The following is a 17,183-nucleotide window of genomic DNA, read 5'->3' on the forward strand; positions in this document are numbered from 1 at the left end:
CATAAAAATCTAACATGACTAAAGCTCCATTATATACTAAAGACTTTCTCCTCCATTGCTTTAGCTATTTATTAATGGCTGTATCATTTTATTTTTTACTTCCTACCCTACCGACCTTTGTAACCGATGTTTTAGGAGAAAATGCTGATAAGGTAGGCTACATTATTGGAATTTATGCATTATCAGCCTTAATCGTAAGACCATTAAGTGGTTATGCTTTTGACAAATACGGAAGAAGAAAATTATTTCTCTTTGCAATGATTTGCTATGCCATTGTAATGGCCGCTTATGGTTTGGCAACTTCATTTGTCTTTTTACTATTTCTAAGATTAGTAAATGGAGGCTTTTGGGGAATAGTGACAACAGGAGGTGGAACTATTACTTCTGACCTTGTTCCGGATAGCAGAAGAGGAGAAGGTATTGGAATCTTTGGCTTGTCGATGACCTTAAGTATGGCAATTGGTCCTTTGATTGGACTGCAAATTTTGAAAGAAACGGGCAGCTATCAGTTTTTATTCATCACCTCGGGTATACTTTGTTCTTTGGCTGTTTTAATGTCATTTTTTGTCAACCATCCAAAAATCAGTAGTCGAAAAAATATATTGAGCTGGGAAAATGTATTTGAACCAAAAGTACTGAAAGTGTCGATGGTCATGCTGCTGCTAGCTTTTCCCTTTGCGGGAATCATGTCTTTCATTACGCTTTTTGCCAAAGAACTTTCTATAGAAAGTACTGGAATGTTTTTCTTGATTTACGCCATCGGTGTAAGCATCATAAGACCAACCACTGGTAAAATGATGGATAAAAAAGGCCCTGCATTTGTAATGTTGTTGAGTTTCATAGGCACGATTTCAGGTTTGGTACTTCTATCTCAAAGCACAACAGAACCGGGATTTCTAGTTGCTGCATTTGTCTTAGGTTTAGGAAATGGGATCGTAATGCCCACGCTACAGACTATGGTGATCAATATGGTAAAACCTGAAAAAAGAGGTGTTGCAACCAGTACTTTCTTCTCATCTATAGATTTAGGTATAGGAATTGGTGCTTTTTTCTTAGGAAACATCGTGGAAATTTTTTCGCTATCTCAGATGTACTTATTTTGCGCTATCGGTATGATTGTTCCAGCCCTTTTGTTTTTTGGAATAACCTTATCCGATTACAAGAAAAAATCCAAAATAAGTATAGAAACAGCCAATGTTTGAATTATTCTTTACCCCCGGTCCATCAGCTCTATATTTTACAGCTGAAGAGCACATTAAAACTGCTTTAAAAAAAGGTGTGTGCAGCACTTCTCATAGAGGACAACAATTTAAGGATATCTATAAAGAATGTCAGCAAAACTTAAGAAAGTTAATGGACATTCCGGAGGATTACCATATCTTGATTACCTCATCGGCCAATGAAGCCTGGGAAAGAATTATTGAAAACTGCGTTGAAAAAGAAAGCTATCATGTCAGTATGGGGGCTTTCTCACAGCGTTTTGCCAAAATAGCCACGCAACTCGGCAGAACTGCACATGAATTAGTAGTAGAGGATGGAACTGTTCCAAATTTTGACGCTATTGATGTTCCTGAAAGTGCAGAAATTATTACGCTTTGTCTGAATGAATCAGCATGTGGCACTTCCTTTCCTTTGGAAACCATCAATGCTTTGAGGGAGAAATATCCTAATAAATTAATTGCCATAGATGGGGTTTCAGGTGTTCCCGTAGTTCCTATTGATTTTAGAAATATAGATACACTTTATTTTTCTGTTCAAAAAGCTTTTGGACTTCCTGCTGGCTTAGGTATATGGATTGTAAATAACAGATGTTTAGAAAAGGCAGAAAAAATGGCTGCAGAAGGAAATACAATTGGGTCCTATCACAGATTACCTGATATGGTGGAAAAAGCGCAAGTATTTCAAACTGCTGAAACGCCCAATATTTTAGGTATTTACACCTTAGCAAAAGTGGCTTCTGATATGCTGGAAAAAGGCATTTTAGCTATCAGAAGGGAAATTGATTATAAATCTGCCATTCTCAATCAGGTTATTGAAGCTCACCCACAACTTCATCATTTTGTAGAAAAGGAAAAGTATCGTTCCAAAACAGTAAAAGTGATTAGGTGCGATTTTGAAAGTAACTTGTTAATAGACCATCTCAAACAGAAAAAAATTCATGTTGGAACCGGGTATGGAGGCTACAAAAAAGAACAAATCAGGATTGCCAATTTCCCCACTCATTCAAAGGAACAGACTGAAATGTTAGTGGATTTGATTGAAGCTTTTAAGTTTTAGGTAGATATTTTTAATTAAAAATATTCGTTAGCAAATTCTGTTTACATCAAAAAGAAGCAATATTGGCAAGAAAAATCCTCGGATTATCCCTTAGGACACAGATTAACATAGAATCGTGAATTTATCATAATATTTAGCTTAAAATCAGTAGTATGTATGTTGCATAGAAAAGCGTTTAGCTATTTCTTTTTGGCGAATAAATAATGATTAGCTGAATTACAATAGCTAAAAATATCATGATATATATTTCAATTTGAGTGAAAAGCTCTACGGTGTCCATAGCTTTACGGCTCTTTTCGAATTGTCTAGTCCCTTCTCTAAGTTGAATCTCAGCCAAATTTTTAAGATCTCTCTTTATGATCTGAAAAAGGTCTTCAAGCGCAGGATCTTTTGTAAAATTAGACTGAACATAATTCATTTCTAAAGTTCTCAAATCGTCTAAATGCCTCTTAAAGTCGTTCAAGAATTTCTCTTCTTTGCTAGTCAACTTCGTTTGTTCAAAACTAGCAAGATGTGCTTCAATTTCACTATTGATTTGTTTGTTTTGATCAGTATAAAAATCTTCGTCTTCCTTAATGGCAGCAATTTCTTTTTGATGGATATCATTAGAAATCTTAAGTATTAAATCTTTTACTACTAGTCGATCTTCATAAATTGATTCTACAGCTTCATTCATTCGAGAAAAATTACTTCTATCTACCATGTTAGTGGTAATAACAAGGGTGAAAACTATTAAAATACCTAGTATCCATTTTATTTTGTCAAGGAGATTCATTGAGTAGTGTTTTTATGTAATAATAGGAATATGAATGGATATAAAAAAAGCTGCCTAAATATATTTTGGCAGCACTGAAATAGTTAAAGGGAGAAGGGAATTATTCTTCTATCTCTACTTCCTCCGTCTCTTTTATTTTTTCTTTTTTAGCTTTTTTGGTCTCCATCATCTTTTCATGCACCTGATTATGCTGCATTTTTAATCGCTCTTTTGCTTCGGCTACTTTTCTTTCAGCTTTCCGTATTTTATCCTGCTTTTCAGCTATTTCCTCTTCCGTCATATTTGCTTCTTCTTCCGCTGCTTGCAATCTTTCCTTAGCAGCAGCAATTTTTTCTTCTGATCTTTTAATGGCCGCTTCTGCCTTTTGCATATTTTCGTGAGTTGCCATCATTTTTTGCTTGGCTTCTTCAGAACGAATATGACCAAATTCTTTACCGGTCATCTCACCTTTCATTTTGCCATGCATTTTTCCTTTTTCCGATTTACCTTTTTCTTTTTGTAAAGGCTTGCCATTCATATGCTCATCTGATTCATGCATTTCTTTATGCTGCTCTTTCATCTCAGCTTCTCTTTCAAGCTCCTTTTCCACCTCTTTGCTAATTTCACTAGCTGACTTATCTTTAGCCATTTCCTTTTTTTCTTTGCCTTTTTCAGACTTCCCTTGAGCATGGCTTTCGAGTTGGAATCCTGCCACAAACAATACTAAGAATAAACAGGTAGTCGTTTTTTTTAAAATAGTTTTCATAATTCAAAAGTTTAAATATCCTCCAATAATTTGTCAACTTCCTTCTCTGTTTTTTCTGCATCAGATTTTGCCTCTTTAGAAGATTCAACCACCTCATTTGCGATCTGTTCTTCTTGCTCAGTACTCGCTTTCTCTGTATCCTTTGCTGAATTAGAGCCTCCACAGGAAGCGATTAAAAAAATTAAAGCTGAACACAGCATAAAAATATAGTTTTTCATAATCGTACGTTTAATTTGGTTTGCACTTGAATATAACAATATTTTCACTTTATTAATCAATCACAAGCAGTATTAATATTTTTCAAACAAAGAAACATCCAAATTATCTTCACAATTAGCCAAGAGCTCTTTTTGTGATACTTTCAGTTTGGGATGCAGAAAATCAGGACAAAGTTCAACGAGTGGAATTAAAGTAAACCTTCTATCTGGTATGCCTGGATGTGGGATACTCAAGTCATCTGCTTCGCATAGGTAATTATGAAAGTAAAGTATATCTATATCGATTAGCCGTTCTCCCCATTTTATTTTCCGAACTCTGCCTAATTCAAGTTCAATTTCCAAAATCACATTCAATAAAGCTGCAGGTTCCAAGCTAGTATCCACTTTTACTACTTGGTTCAAAAAAGCTTGTTGATCGGTTTTGCCCCATGCTGCAGTTTCATAAACTGAAGATTTGTTCAAGACCTTAATTCCCTTTTCTTCTAGTGCTTCATTTGCTTGTATCAAGCTATTTAGCCTGTTTCCTAAATTACTACCAAGCAACAAGAATATCCCTTCCATAATTAAGTTTTGCCTTCAATAGAATTATACTTTTATATCAAATTAAATTATAGCTAATTTGTAAGTTGATGCAATATTAAATGAATTAACATTGCATAAAAATTTAATTGATTATCAATCTTTAATTATTGTTATGAAAAACTTCTTTAAAATCTTCTTTGCCAGCTTATTAGCCTTAATCATTTTCTTTGTAGGCTTCTTTTTTATTTTTGCTGGAATAGCTTCACAGGACAGTGAAGTGAAAATATCAGAAAATTCTTTCTTGGAAATAAAGCTAAACCGTCCTATAGTAGAGATGACATCTGAAGACCCTTTTGCTGAGTTTAGTCAGGCACTTACAAATGAACCTACTCCTATCAGCCTTAAGGATATTTTAGAATCAATTGAGCATGCCAAAACAGATGAAAAAATAAAAGGGATTTATTTGGATGCACCTTTCGTATTAGCAGGCTTTGCACAAATGGAGGAAATTCGTAATGCCCTAATCAATTTCAAAGAATCTGGAAAACCAGTTTTAGCTTATGCAGAAGCTTTTACCGAAACTGGCTACTATGTTGCTTCTGTTGCTGACAATATCGTTTTAAATCCTGCTGGAATGCTTGATATGAGCGGACTATCTTCGGAAGTTACTTTCTTTAAAGGGACACTTGAAAAATTGAAGGTAGAACCTCAAATATTCAGAGTAGGAACTTTCAAAAGTGCTGTTGAACCATTCATTAGAAAAGACATGAGTGAAGCCAGTAAAGAGCAAATTAGCGTGCTCCTTAACTCAGTATATGGAGTTTTTATTGAAAATATTGCCAAATCAAGGGGCATAGATGCCAAAGAGTTAAGAGCTATTTCAGATCAGCTTAAAGTAAGGACTACTGAAGATGCCTTGAACTTCAAACTGGTTACCCAACTAGGATACTATGATGAAGTATTAACTAAAATGAGAGAAATAGCTGGGCTTGGAGAAGATGCTAAAATACCGGTGGCATCCGTTAAAAAGTATAGCAAATCGTTTGTAGCAGATAAATATAATTCCAATAGAATTGCAGTAATTGTAGCAGAAGGAAATATAGTTTCTGGTAAAGGTGGAGATGGAGCAATTGGTTCTGATGTATTTGCTAAAGAGATAAGAAAGGCCAGATTAGATGACAAAATCAAAGCAATCGTATTAAGAATTAATAGTCCGGGAGGAAGTGCTCTAGCTTCTGATGTGATGTGGAGAGAAGTGAAGTTAGCTAAAAAGGTCAAGCCTGTTATTGCATCTATGTCCAGTGTTGCAGCTTCTGGTGGCTATTACATGGCTATGGCTTGCGATACAATTGTAGCTCAACCAAACACTATTACCGGTTCTATTGGTATATTCGCCATCATTCCAGATTTATCTAAATTTATGGATACTAAATTAGGCATCACCTTCGATAGAGTAAGCACCGGTGAATATTCAGATTTATATACCGTAACAAGAAGTTTGAATGAAGCTGAAAAGCGAATCATTCAAAATTCAGTAGAAAGAGGTTATGAAGATTTTACATCAAAAGCTGCGGAAGGTAGAAACATGCAAATTGATGAACTTTTAGCTGTTGCCTCAGGAAGAGTTTGGTCTGGAATTGAAGCTAAGGATAATGGCTTAGTGGATGTATTAGGCGGGTTTGATGATGCTGTAAATATTGCTGCAAATTCAGCTGGATTAGAAGAAGGAGACTACATGAAAGTATATTACCCTGAAAAGAAACCTTTCATCCAACAATTATTAAACGAAATGGGTTCTTCTGCTAAAATTCTGCATAAAAAATATACTTATGGTGAAATGGCAAAGCATGTCGAAGAATTGGAATACCTAATGGAAAACAAAGGATTGCAAACAAGAATGCCTTTTGATTTGGAAATCAAATAATTTGACCCTTTTTTTACATTATAGTCTGAAATTCAGTTATGCTGATTTAAAATAAAAAAACTAAAATGACAGAGATTAGGAACGATTGGACCAAGGAAGAAATAGAAAAAATATATAACCAACCTATATTAGAACTTATTTATCAGGCAGCCACCGTGCATAGAGAGTTTAATGATCCTTCTGAGGTGCAGGTTTGTACATTATTGAGTGTTAAAACTGGCGGATGCCCAGAGGATTGTGCGTACTGTCCGCAAGCTGCTCGTTATCATACGGATGTTAAAGTCCATAAATTATTGCCTACTGAGCAAGTATTGGAAAGTGCAAGAATTGCAAAAGAAAACGGAAGCACAAGATTTTGCATGGGTGCGGCATGGAGAGAAGTAAGAGATAATCGTGACTTCGACAGAGTGCTAGACATGGTGAAAGGCATTAATGAGTTGGATATGGAGGTATGCTGTACCTTGGGTATGCTAACGGAATCACAAGCCCAGAAATTGAAAGAAGCTGGTCTTTATGCGTATAACCATAATTTAGATACCTCAGAAGAGCACTATGACGACATTATAAGCACTAGAACTTATGATGACAGATTAGACACGATTGGAAACGTTAGAAAAGCAAAAATTTCCGTTTGCTCCGGTGGAATTATCGGTTTAGGCGAACAACATGAGGATAGAGTGGGAATGCTTCACACCCTTGCTACTATGGAAGAACATCCAGAATCTGTACCGGTAAATGCATTAGTACCTGTACCTGGAACACCATTAGAAAAACAACCAAAAGTTTCTGTTTGGGAAATGGTAAGAATGATAGCAACTGCTAGAATTACGATGCCGAAAGCAATGGTTCGTTTATCGGCAGGAAGAGTAAGAATGAATCAAGAAGAACAAGCTCTATGTTTTATGGCTGGAGCAAATTCGATTTTTGCAGGTGATAAATTATTAACTACTCCGAATCCTGAAGTAAATGAAGATGCAGAGTTATTCCAGACTTTAAATTTGAAGCCTAGGAAAGCATTTAAAAACGGGGAACCTGCTGTTGAATTTCAGCAAATACCAGGCGCCAATTAAGAATTAGTAATTATATAATTAAGAATTAAAGGGTAGCTATTGGCTACCTTTTTTGTTTTGTACACGAGCTGGGAAGCTCCGTTAACATTTAATTTAGTTTTGTTTTTTTAATCAGAGATTAAAATCTATAGATTCCTTTCTTCAAAGGAATGAGGCACGGATTTTATAGAGTAGTTTAATTATTCGGTTTGCAAGAAAAACAGGTTTTCCTTAATATAATTATAGCACAAAAGATCATTAGCACATCATTCCTGCGGAACTTGTCCCGTACTGAAAGTCGGGAGGCAGGAATCTTGCCTAACTCAAACTTGTTTTCAATTAATCAAATCATATCAAAAATTGCCAAAATCAATTTTTATTAGCAATTTCAATCCTTCATTTTCTAAACCATTATTAACTATGAAAACCACACCATTTTTACTATTTCTATTCCTAATTTTTGGATGCAATACTCCCCAAGAACAACAATCTACTGCTAAAAAGGACGCTCCTTTTATGTGGGAGAATGCAACAGTGTATTTCTTGTTGGCAGATCGGTTTAACAATGGCAATCCGGACAATGACTTCAACTTTGGAAGAGTGCAAGATGGTGCAACACTCAGAAATTTTATGGGAGGCGATATAAAAGGCATCACTCAAAAAATAAAGGAGGGCTATTTCAATGACTTAGGTGTGAATGCCATTTGGGTAAATCCATTGGTAGAGCAAATCCACGGATCTGTTGATGAAGGAACCGGTAAAACTTATGGTTTCCATGGCTACTGGACCAAAGACTGGACTGCATTAGATCCAAACTTTGGAACAATGGAAGATTTAGCGGAATTAGTGAAAACTGCCCATGATAACGGGATAAGAATCTTATTGGATGTAGTGATGAATCATACAGGACCAGTAACAGAACAAGACCCTATTTGGGATGGTTGGGTTAGAACTGATCCTAATTGCACCTATCAAGATTGGGAAAGTACGGTAAAATGCACCTTAGTGGATAATCTTCCTGATATTTTAACTGAATCAGAAGAAGAAGTTGAATTACCTCAACATTTATTGGACAAGTGGGAAAAAGAAGGAAGACTTGAAAAGGAATTAGCGGAATTAGATGAGTTTTTTGAGCGTACTGGCTACCCAAGAGCACCTAAATATTACCTGATCAAATGGATCACGGATTATATAAAAGAATTTGGTGTAGACGGATTTAGAGTAGATACGGTAAAGCATACTGAAGCTGGTATATGGGGAGAACTATATGCAGAAGCTTTAAAGGCTTTAAGAGATTGGAAAAACGAAAATCCAGATGAAAAATTAGATGATCTAGATTTTTATATGGTCGGGGAAATTTACAATTACTCTATTTATGATGGATTAAATTATACTTACGATGGAGATACAGCAGTAAATTTCTTTAATGAAGGATTCCATAGCATGATTAATTTCTCATTGAAATGGGAATTAAAAGATAAGCATCCAGATGAGGTTTTTGCTACTTATGATAGCCTTTTAAATGAAGGTGAATTGAAAAACAAGTCAGTATTAAACTACCTTTCTTCTCATGATGATGGAAATCCCTTTGATGGTGATAGAACCAATGTATTCAATACTGCAACTTACTTGATGCTCACCCCTGGCGCAGCACAAATCTACTATGGAGATGAAACCGCACGCCTGCTTAATGCTGAGGCTGAGGGAGATGCCAAATTACGTTCTTTAATGAATTGGGATGAACTGAAGGCGAATGCCAAAAGAGACGGATATAGTATTCAAGAAATTCATAATCACTGGCAAAAACTAGGCCAGTTTAGAAAAAACCATCCAGCCATTGGAGCGGGTACTCATCAAAAAATTTCGGATGCTCCTTATTCATTTAGCAGAACATTAAATCAAAATGATTTCAAGGACAATGTAATGGTCGTAATGTCTGAAAACGTTAAAGAGATAACTGTTGAAGATGTTTTTGATGAAAATCAAGAAGTGAAGAACTTCTACACTGGCGAAATTTCCAAAGTAAAAAATGGAAAACTGACATTCGAAAAAGACAGTAGGTTATTGCTTTTGGAAGGGGTATAAAATATGAAGCCCGCAAGCTTATGGTAAAGCTTGCGGGTTTATTTTCAGCCCATGAATTTATTCGTGGACTGAATTTAAAAATCAACTTATCCTACCACAGTTAGCGGTTGTTCTTAATTCCGTCCAAAAGTCTTTTCACTTGCAGATCACCAAATCCATAAATACTCGCTCGTTTATTAAACTCCCTAAAAACGGATACAAAGGAATCTGTTTTTAATTCATGCATTATTTCTCTTAATATTTCAACTGGTCTTCCAGGGCTATTTTCATTTGGTAGTCTATTTACATGTGCCTCAACCACATTTAATATAAAAGGATATTCTTCTTCCAATTGCCGCCCTATTTTGACCATTTCAGCTAAATTATTGTTCTGATAAAACTTCCATAGACTTGCTAGTTTGTCCAATTCAAACATTTCAGTCCTTTGAATATAAAGCTTAGTTAATTCGAGTTCATTTAGTCCTCCAAATCCAAATTGCGTATGTACAGCTGGTCTAATCAAAAAAACTTTGCATTTCTTTAAAGAAGTCAGTAGTAAATGAATGATAAACCACAAATTTACTTGGCAAAAAAGGTCATCTTCAAACCACAAGTTAACTTCCGCATTTTCCGGTATCTTTAGGATTTTTTCGAATTCGGATACAGAATGTGCATAATAGTCACCTATAGAAAAGTCACCATAAGCCTCTGAAATAAACTTGGCACGAAGCTTAAACAATTCGTCTAAAGTAGCGCTACGTACATCTCCATCGACAAGGCATTCACGGGCGACAATAATCTTCCCATCAATTTCTTTGGGAAACTGCTCTTTCAATGAATCTCCATTTAGAATATGATATTGATTTTTCATAAGGCTAAGTTTGAATAAATTCTAATCATGGGAAATTCACAACGATCGAATTGAAATGTCAAATGCTTTTTTGAGTTTAGCAATCATGCTTTTCAATGATGACCATCCGATAGTCTGTTTCGGATTTATGTCCGCTTTCCGTGTCTTCAAATACATATTTGAATTTCTCGTCAGCTATTAGCTTATCGTCATTGTGAATTGCTTTTTTGAGTATTTGAACCTTTCCTCCTGTATCTTGAATACAAACAACCACAAGACTTCCCGTTTTGATATCCAAAAGGATTTTCTTTATCAGACCAATTTCTTTTGCCTTGTCCTTTTTGGCGAAATGAAACATGCTGTCCAAAAGAACAATATCGAACTCATTAAAGCGGTCAAAAGTGTAAATATCTTCGACTTTTCCGACCAAATCCAACTTTTCGTTTTGTCCAATTCGGTTCATTTGCTCTATTCCCACTTTTGAACTATCAATTCCTGTTACCGAGTAGCCAAGTCTAGCCAAGGCAATTGCGTCTCGTCCTTGTCCGCAACCTAAGTCAAGTACTCTCCCTTTTCTAGTATAATCAGCAAAAAACTCAACCAATTCGGGATATGGTTCTCCGAATAAGTTTTCTGTTTGGTAGTATTTGTCGTAGGTCATGGTCACTGATTTTCCTTTTAAACAGCGCCTAGCTAAAATCCGTAGGCTGGACATATATAAATATCGTAAAAGTATCTTACTCAACAAACCTTTAGCAACTACCTCAGTTCGCCTGTGGATTTTTAGTATTTGTTAGTAATAATGTTCTCTGCATTAACTATTCTTTTTAAAAAAGTTAAGAAACTTCTTTACTAGTCTAGTAATGATAGCTAAATCTTTCTTAATAGAGTCTTTTTCAAACTGACTTACTTTTCTGTCAAATCCTGGCCAACTAGCTTTCAAAGTGGCTAAATCGCTCTTAATTGAATCCTTTTCAAATTGATTGGTTTTATTTTTTACTTCATCGAGTAATTCAGTCATTCGAATGTGAATATCACGAGTTTGAGATGAGTTGAGCCAAATATCTTTAAGTTCATGCCATTCAAATTCTTGTTCTCCTTTTTTCATATTATCACAATTTTGAGTTTATACAATTTAGTAGGACTTTCTTCATCCTTTTCATTTTAACAGCGATATGGTTTTCGCTCAGTCCAGTGATGTTAGCTATTTCTTTATATGGCAGTTCATCCAGAATTAAAATTGCAATGGATTGATCTATCTCATTTAGTAAACGAATGCAATCATAAAGTGCATTAAATTTTTCTTGTACAGATACATCAGGGATAGCTGCTGGAATTTGAAATACGATTGTGTCTAATCGTATCATATTACTTTTACTATTGTCTATCCTGCTTTTATACCGCATGCATACATTTAAGGCTATCCGGTAAATCCAGGTACTTATTTTAGCTCTTCCATCAAAGTTTGAGAAGGCCTTCCAGATGTGAACGGTTACCTCCTGAAATAGGTCTTCAGGCTCAACTGGTGTAGTTGCGTAAACCTTACAGATTCTGTAGATAGCAGCTTTATTGTCTTCAATGACTTGCTCAAAAGATAGGTTGGATGAATTCTTCATTTAATGCTTTTAGTTCTCTGCTTGGTATGTTACATCAGCAGAAGAAATATGACAGGCTAAGTGATTTTTTTTTCTGTACAATCAGAATAATTATTAACGGTGCTATATAAAACTAAGCATTTTTTTCGTAATAGAGCTCTATTTTGGCGAGATACACTTATCGATTCCTTTACTGAAAAGGGAGTCCCGATTGATATGCCACTGAGGTTTTCGCAGTCAAATTCTCACACCAAAGCCTGGGTTTAGATATTGTAATGGAAATCATTTAGCACCCCTTACTAATAAAACAGCTTTGTCTTTAACTTGATAAATATTTTCATGGATGCAGGTTTGTATTACCCTTCACCCTTGAGGGCTACTTAATAAAAATCAATGAAGTTTAATTCTACTTTCATCAGGACCTTAGCAGCCGAGCTTGTACAATCAGGCCCTTTTAACTCCCTTCCTTTTATTGGAGGCCTTTACGTTCTAAAGCTTATTATAAGAAGCGTAGCCATTAGATAGGCAGCTAGGATTTTAAATTGTGTTATAGCGAGTTTTAATTAGTTATTTCAATTTTCGCATCATCAATAAATAGCTCAATGCTAAAAGGTGTTGGATTTGCAGTAGCTCCAATTTGGAACCGTTCATAGAATAGGGGTTCCTGTAGTTCAAAATCAATCCCATTATTAGCAAACTCAGTCTTAAAAAGGCTCGCATTAGGCATGTTTATTCCACTTTCTGAAATAACCTCATGATTATTTATAAATAGTTTATTAATGCCATCGCTATTTTGAGATAATTCTAATTCCCAAACTACATTTACCCATTCGTTTCTAGGAAATGCAACTTCTGATTGGACAATAGTAGAATTCAATATTTTTCCCCTCTCTATAGATAAATGATCATTATCCTTCATCATTAATCTTATTCCGGGGCATTGATTATCAGGCACATCCGGATCCCAACAAGAGCAACATTCTAAATCTATCAATAATAAGTTTTCAATATTATTTGTGGATGCTATGTAGAAGTTTGCTCTAATTATGACAGTTGAACCTTCTGGTGCTCTAAATCCACTTTTCTCTATATCAGCTTTTGACAGCGTATTATCTGATGCTGCTGCATAAATTCTTAAAGAATTATTTCCTTCATTAGTTATGTTACTTTCTATGTCGATTTTATTTTCACCACTTTCGGGATCTACCAATTGTAAATTGCTCCACCTGCTTCCATTATCGGGGAATAACTCCAACAAATCATTCTCTCTGGTTTCAAATCCATCTTCAAATATATAATCTATTTCATTTTCGAGCTCAGGACTTGTATTGTCATCATTAGAACAAGATGAAAAGAATAGAACAATCCCAATCAAAACTAGTTTTGCCATTATTTTCGATTATGTGAGAGAAAAAACTATATAAAAACGTAAATTACTTCAACTTAATTTTCTGCGTACAAAACAACAAAAGTTACTTGATACCCTATACAACTTCCGTTGACCAAGCCAAATCATCTACAATTGGTTAATTGGTATTAGTAAATGATATTACCTAAATATATAACATTAATTATAAAACACACCGTAGGCGCGAGCTTCCCAGCTCGGGCCAAAAAAACAATGGTACGAGCTGGATAGCTCGCACCAGCCCGGTATTAGAAATTGGGTTAAAAGAAAAAATGCCTTTGTAATATCACTGAAAACAAAAAACCCGCAAAGTTCAAGACCTTACGGGTTTACATATTTTAAAATCAGAAAGTTACTATTCCTGATGCATCCATTCTTTTTTCGCCATTAGCTCACCATCCGTTTCTTCATTGTCTGGATCATCCACACAACAATCAACCGGGCAAACTGCAGCACACTGCGGCTCTTCATGGAAGCCAGTGCATTCTGTACATTTCCCTGTCACGATATAGTAAAATTCATCAGAAACAGGCTCTTGCATCTCTTCCGCATCTACCTCTGTTCCGTCTATTAATTTGGCTTTTCCTGAAAGTGAAGTCCCTCCTGCCCAATTCCATTCAACACCACCTTCATATATTGCTGTATTAGGGCACTCTGGTTCGCAAGCACCGCAATTAATACATTCATCTGTTATCATTATTGCCATAACTGAAAAAATTTAAGCTGTTAGCTAATTTAGTTAGTATAACAACAAAATTACAAAGAATAAGTTTGAACGGACAATACTTAAGTAAAAATTAATTGAAGAGTAATCTTATTTAAACTAGTTCTATATTGAGACTCATAAAAGTGAATCATCACTTTCTATCGGCCAATCTACCATTATCCAACCAATGGATTGTATTTAAAACGAACTGCATATTTTGAGGAGCTAGTGGAGAATTAAAACCAACTTTATATTGATCTTGCACAATTTGGGCTGTAAACATAGCCGCTTCGGTAAAAAATGCCACTTTACCACTCCCATAATTCATGATTGCTCCCATTACAAAATCTTCAGTAGGCTTTTCAACAGTGCTTTCATCAAATTGCCATGCCACTTCGGAAACTAGGAGCGTATGAGTTTCAGGAAATCTAGCAATGATGGTGGCATCTTTTGGAGGTCTTAAAGCGGAACCTGTGAAAGCTGCCAAAGAGTCTATACCTTGAGTGAGGGGCGTATCGAACAAATTACCTTCTTGCTTTGAATATGTATCTGGCGGCCAAGAACTTTCTCCTCGTTTCAAAACAAATCCGTCTTCATAAACAAAGCCAAATTTCTTGGCTAAATCATTTGTGGCACCAGCAAATGGCATATGATCTGCAATTACGAGTAAACTTCCTCCTTCTTTTACCCATTTTTCAATTATTTCAATTTCATTTTCAGAAAATGCATTAGCAATTGGCCGTCTCCAATTGCGTACATTAGAACTATCCAACGCATTAGCAATCACCAAAATATTCAAGGAATCTAGAATTTGTTCAGTAATTTTATTAATGGAAATAAATTGATAGCCATCCGCTTTAACCAACTTTGCAAAAGGAGCAAAATTTGTTTTTAGCGTATGAAGATTATTATGGGAAGCATCAATTCCAATTATCGCTGTTTCAACTCCAGTATATTTAGGGTTTTCTATATGGATGGGGAAATCCAAATCAGCTACTTGCTGTGGGAATAGCTGATAGCTGCTCAACAATAATATGATCAAAAAATATTTTATGAATCTTAGATTAAAATGCATTACCACTTGTTCGTTTATTTCATAAATGATTATTCCTCACTTCTCACATATTTGCCCCAAAAAGCTTCCTTCCAGGTTTTCCCATCATCGGTAGATATTTCCCAGATTTGGTGAACACTACCATCCTCTTGGTGAATCCATTTAATCCGGTCAATTTTTCCATTAACAATTTCTGATTGCATCTGCATTTGACCGTCAGTAAAACCTCCTTTCAAAAGTAAAGCATTGCCTGAGTTAGAAATCCAGCTTTGATACCATTTCTCAGTTTTCACATCATAGAAATTATAGCTTGTTCCTGCTCCTCTGCCATTGGAAGTCCAGTTTTCCTGAATGCCACATCCATTTTGTATGAGATGAATATTGTTTGTACCTATATGATCTCCCTTTTTATTATAAACTTCCCAATTGCCCAACCAAAAATCAAAGGCTCGGTGGTTTTCAGAATTGCAATATTGATTTTCTACTTTTGGTTTAGAAGAATTGGGTAAAGGCAATCTTAGAATAACTGGCTTAATCCCTTTCTCATTTATAACTTTTCCATTCTCATTTAATCCCCAAAAACTTGTAGCTATATAAACCAATGAATCGTTCTGAAGATAGCCTAAAGTAGGCTCACCCATAGCTGGATGATTCTTCTCCAAGTACTTAAAGCTTTTGATTTTAGTATATTCATCATCAAACTCCAAATAAGAGATTCGATGAGGGCTCACTCCATTCTGAATGCTTATTAAACCATTTCTATAAGCATATAAACCATCTATTCCTTTTAAAGCTAAATCGGGTAAAGATTCTATTTTATGGAAACTGTTCTGCTCAATATCATAAACAAATAGTCCTTGCACATAATCAGCCAAAAACAATTTTTCATCTATCTGTGCTATTCCTTGTAAGGAAAGAATTTCATCAGAGCTGATCCATTCTTTCAATTTTCCACCCTCAAGTCTGTAGACTTTATTGGTTTTACTATCAGAAACTAAAACTGTACCGCTCCCAGATAAAATCACATCGCCAAAAACATTTGTTTTACTATCTTCAACTGAGAAACTATCTAACACAATACCAGTTTTCAAATCAGATTTATACAATTTGGAAGTTTCTAAATTAGGATCATTTTCATCTAATCCTGCCTGAGAAAAACCAGCACCTGTGAACCACAGAATAGCATCCTGAACTACCATACCCGTAATGGCTACAGGAAAGGACTTTTCAAAAAGCGGTTTTAATTCTCCTTCTTTAAATGAATAAATATTGCGCTTATTGATACTACTCAACAAATAGCTCTTATCATAAGGATTAAAAGCAACATCTTCTATATGAAGCTCTTCATCTGGAATTACAAATGCTGTATCGGAGTTGATGACGGGTTTCATCATTTCTGTCTGATAGGCCATCAAATCTTGATATGCTTTAGTGCTTTTTAGAGGCTGGAAATCATCTCTAGCTAAATCATAATTTTGAGCATCAGTTGACACCACTTTTCTTAACCAATAATTTGCACTATCAATGGAGTCATTAAGAACATAGGCCATCGCCAGATAATAATTAAGCGTTTGGTGATGTGGTCTAAGCATTTGAGCTTTCTTGACACTTACCAGCATGTCCTCATACTGAGCTTCTTGGTAGGATTTGGAAGCATCTTGGAAATAGGTTTGGTAGGATTGCGCTTGGGAAACTGTAGTGTAAAAGCAAAAATACAAAGCAAATGTATAATGCCTGTAATCAAAGGTCTTATTCAGATTCTTTAGCAGTTCGAATGTACTTTCGTGAATATATTTTTTTATTGTCATTCTACCCATATAGAAAATTATTCCAAGCAGTCACTTCTCATTTTACACTTCTTTGTGAAGAATTTCTTGCTTCAAAGTTGATAATTAATCTGTAAATTCTACTCCCCTAAATTGGGGGATAATACTTATCTATTCCGCTTATGATCAGATATATCCGCAATATAGGCATTACTCACACCATTTTTCAC

17 protein-coding genes are annotated in these 17,183 nt (G+C 35.3%); 5 read left to right on the plus strand and 12 right to left on the minus strand.

Features of this window, described 5'->3' with window-relative positions:
• The first annotated feature begins 14 nt into the window (after positions 1 to 14).
• Both FTRAC_RS05430 and FTRAC_RS05435 read left to right on the plus strand, forming a co-directional pair.
• On the plus strand, positions 15 to 1,202 hold the full coding sequence (locus FTRAC_RS05430) for an MFS transporter (RefSeq protein WP_013453227.1): 1,188 nt from the start codon (positions 15 to 17) through the stop codon (positions 1,200 to 1,202).
• Positions 1,195 to 2,277, plus strand: coding sequence for an aminotransferase class V-fold PLP-dependent enzyme (locus FTRAC_RS05435; protein WP_013453228.1), 1,083 nt, complete (start codon positions 1,195 to 1,197; stop codon positions 2,275 to 2,277). Before FTRAC_RS05430 ends, FTRAC_RS05435 begins: the two co-directional genes overlap by 8 nt.
• Positions 2,278 to 2,452: 175 nt before the next feature.
• Here FTRAC_RS05435 and FTRAC_RS05440 read toward each other — a convergent pair whose 3' ends face one another.
• From FTRAC_RS05440 to folK, 4 genes are all read right to left on the minus strand, one after another.
• Positions 2,453 to 3,052: an MCP four helix bundle domain-containing protein gene (locus tag FTRAC_RS05440; RefSeq protein WP_013453229.1), complete on the minus strand. Its 600-nt coding sequence runs from the start codon at positions 3,050 to 3,052 to the stop codon at positions 2,453 to 2,455.
• 100 nt (positions 3,053 to 3,152) lie between these two features.
• Entirely contained in the window at positions 3,153 to 3,797 is a 645-nt protein-coding gene (locus FTRAC_RS05445; protein ID WP_013453230.1) for a hypothetical protein, read from the minus strand.
• A gap of 11 nt (positions 3,798 to 3,808) precedes the next feature.
• Positions 3,809 to 4,015 carry a hypothetical protein gene (locus FTRAC_RS05450; RefSeq protein ID WP_041649557.1) on the minus strand — a complete coding sequence of 69 codons (207 nt, stop codon included), beginning with the start codon at positions 4,013 to 4,015 and terminating at the stop codon, positions 3,809 to 3,811.
• Between the two features lie 72 nt (positions 4,016 to 4,087).
• Positions 4,088 to 4,576 carry a 2-amino-4-hydroxy-6-hydroxymethyldihydropteridine diphosphokinase gene (gene folK, locus FTRAC_RS05455; RefSeq protein ID WP_013453232.1) on the minus strand — a complete coding sequence of 163 codons (489 nt, stop codon included), beginning with the start codon at positions 4,574 to 4,576 and terminating at the stop codon, positions 4,088 to 4,090.
• Positions 4,577 to 4,709: 133 nt separating this feature from the next.
• Between folK and sppA the strand changes: the two genes are divergently transcribed.
• From sppA to FTRAC_RS05470, 3 genes are all read left to right on the plus strand, one after another.
• Positions 4,710 to 6,461, plus strand: coding sequence for a signal peptide peptidase SppA (sppA, locus tag FTRAC_RS05460; protein WP_041650399.1), 1,752 nt, complete (start codon positions 4,710 to 4,712; stop codon positions 6,459 to 6,461).
• Positions 6,462 to 6,526: 65 nt separating this feature from the next.
• Positions 6,527 to 7,531 (plus strand): biotin synthase BioB, encoded by a 1,005-nt coding sequence (bioB, locus tag FTRAC_RS05465; protein ID WP_013453234.1) that lies wholly within the window; start codon positions 6,527 to 6,529, stop codon positions 7,529 to 7,531.
• Between the two features lie 399 nt (positions 7,532 to 7,930).
• Complete coding sequence (locus FTRAC_RS05470) at positions 7,931 to 9,595, plus strand: alpha-amylase family glycosyl hydrolase (protein WP_013453235.1); 1,665 nt, start codon at positions 7,931 to 7,933, stop codon at positions 9,593 to 9,595.
• Between the two features lie 100 nt (positions 9,596 to 9,695).
• Here the strand turns inward: FTRAC_RS05470 and FTRAC_RS05475 are convergent, their stop codons facing one another.
• From FTRAC_RS05475 to FTRAC_RS19185, 8 genes are all read right to left on the minus strand, one after another.
• Positions 9,696 to 10,445 carry a DUF1835 domain-containing protein gene (locus FTRAC_RS05475; protein WP_013453236.1) on the minus strand — a complete coding sequence of 250 codons (750 nt, stop codon included), beginning with the start codon at positions 10,443 to 10,445 and terminating at the stop codon, positions 9,696 to 9,698.
• A gap of 76 nt (positions 10,446 to 10,521) precedes the next feature.
• The gene (locus tag FTRAC_RS05480; protein ID WP_013453237.1) at positions 10,522 to 11,085 is read right to left on the minus strand and encodes a class I SAM-dependent methyltransferase; all 564 of its coding nucleotides are present in this window, start codon (positions 11,083 to 11,085) and stop codon (positions 10,522 to 10,524) included.
• Between the two features lie 153 nt (positions 11,086 to 11,238).
• Positions 11,239 to 11,532 carry a hypothetical protein gene (locus tag FTRAC_RS05485; protein ID WP_013453238.1) on the minus strand — a complete coding sequence of 98 codons (294 nt, stop codon included), beginning with the start codon at positions 11,530 to 11,532 and terminating at the stop codon, positions 11,239 to 11,241.
• A gap of 4 nt (positions 11,533 to 11,536) precedes the next feature.
• On the minus strand, positions 11,537 to 12,040 hold the full coding sequence (locus FTRAC_RS05490; RefSeq protein ID WP_013453239.1) for a sigma-70 family RNA polymerase sigma factor: 504 nt from the start codon (positions 12,038 to 12,040) through the stop codon (positions 11,537 to 11,539).
• A 538-nt stretch (positions 12,041 to 12,578) separates the two neighbouring features.
• Positions 12,579 to 13,409, minus strand: a complete 831-nt coding sequence (locus tag FTRAC_RS05495) for a heparin lyase I family protein (RefSeq protein ID WP_013453240.1) — start codon at positions 13,407 to 13,409, stop codon at positions 12,579 to 12,581.
• A gap of 373 nt (positions 13,410 to 13,782) precedes the next feature.
• A complete protein-coding gene (locus tag FTRAC_RS05500) occupies positions 13,783 to 14,133 on the minus strand; it encodes a 4Fe-4S binding protein (protein WP_013453241.1) in 351 nt (116 codons plus the stop codon).
• Between the two features lie 151 nt (positions 14,134 to 14,284).
• Positions 14,285 to 15,175, minus strand: a complete 891-nt coding sequence (locus FTRAC_RS05505; protein ID WP_185094434.1) for a hypothetical protein — start codon at positions 15,173 to 15,175, stop codon at positions 14,285 to 14,287.
• Between the two features lie 62 nt (positions 15,176 to 15,237).
• Entirely contained in the window at positions 15,238 to 16,995 is a 1,758-nt protein-coding gene (locus tag FTRAC_RS19185; RefSeq protein ID WP_148230044.1) for a ligand-binding sensor domain-containing protein, read from the minus strand.
• Positions 16,996 to 17,183 lie beyond the last annotated feature (188 nt).

Source organism: Marivirga tractuosa DSM 4126, assembly GCF_000183425.1.
Lineage (GTDB): Bacteria > Bacteroidota > Bacteroidia > Cytophagales > Cyclobacteriaceae > Marivirga > Marivirga tractuosa.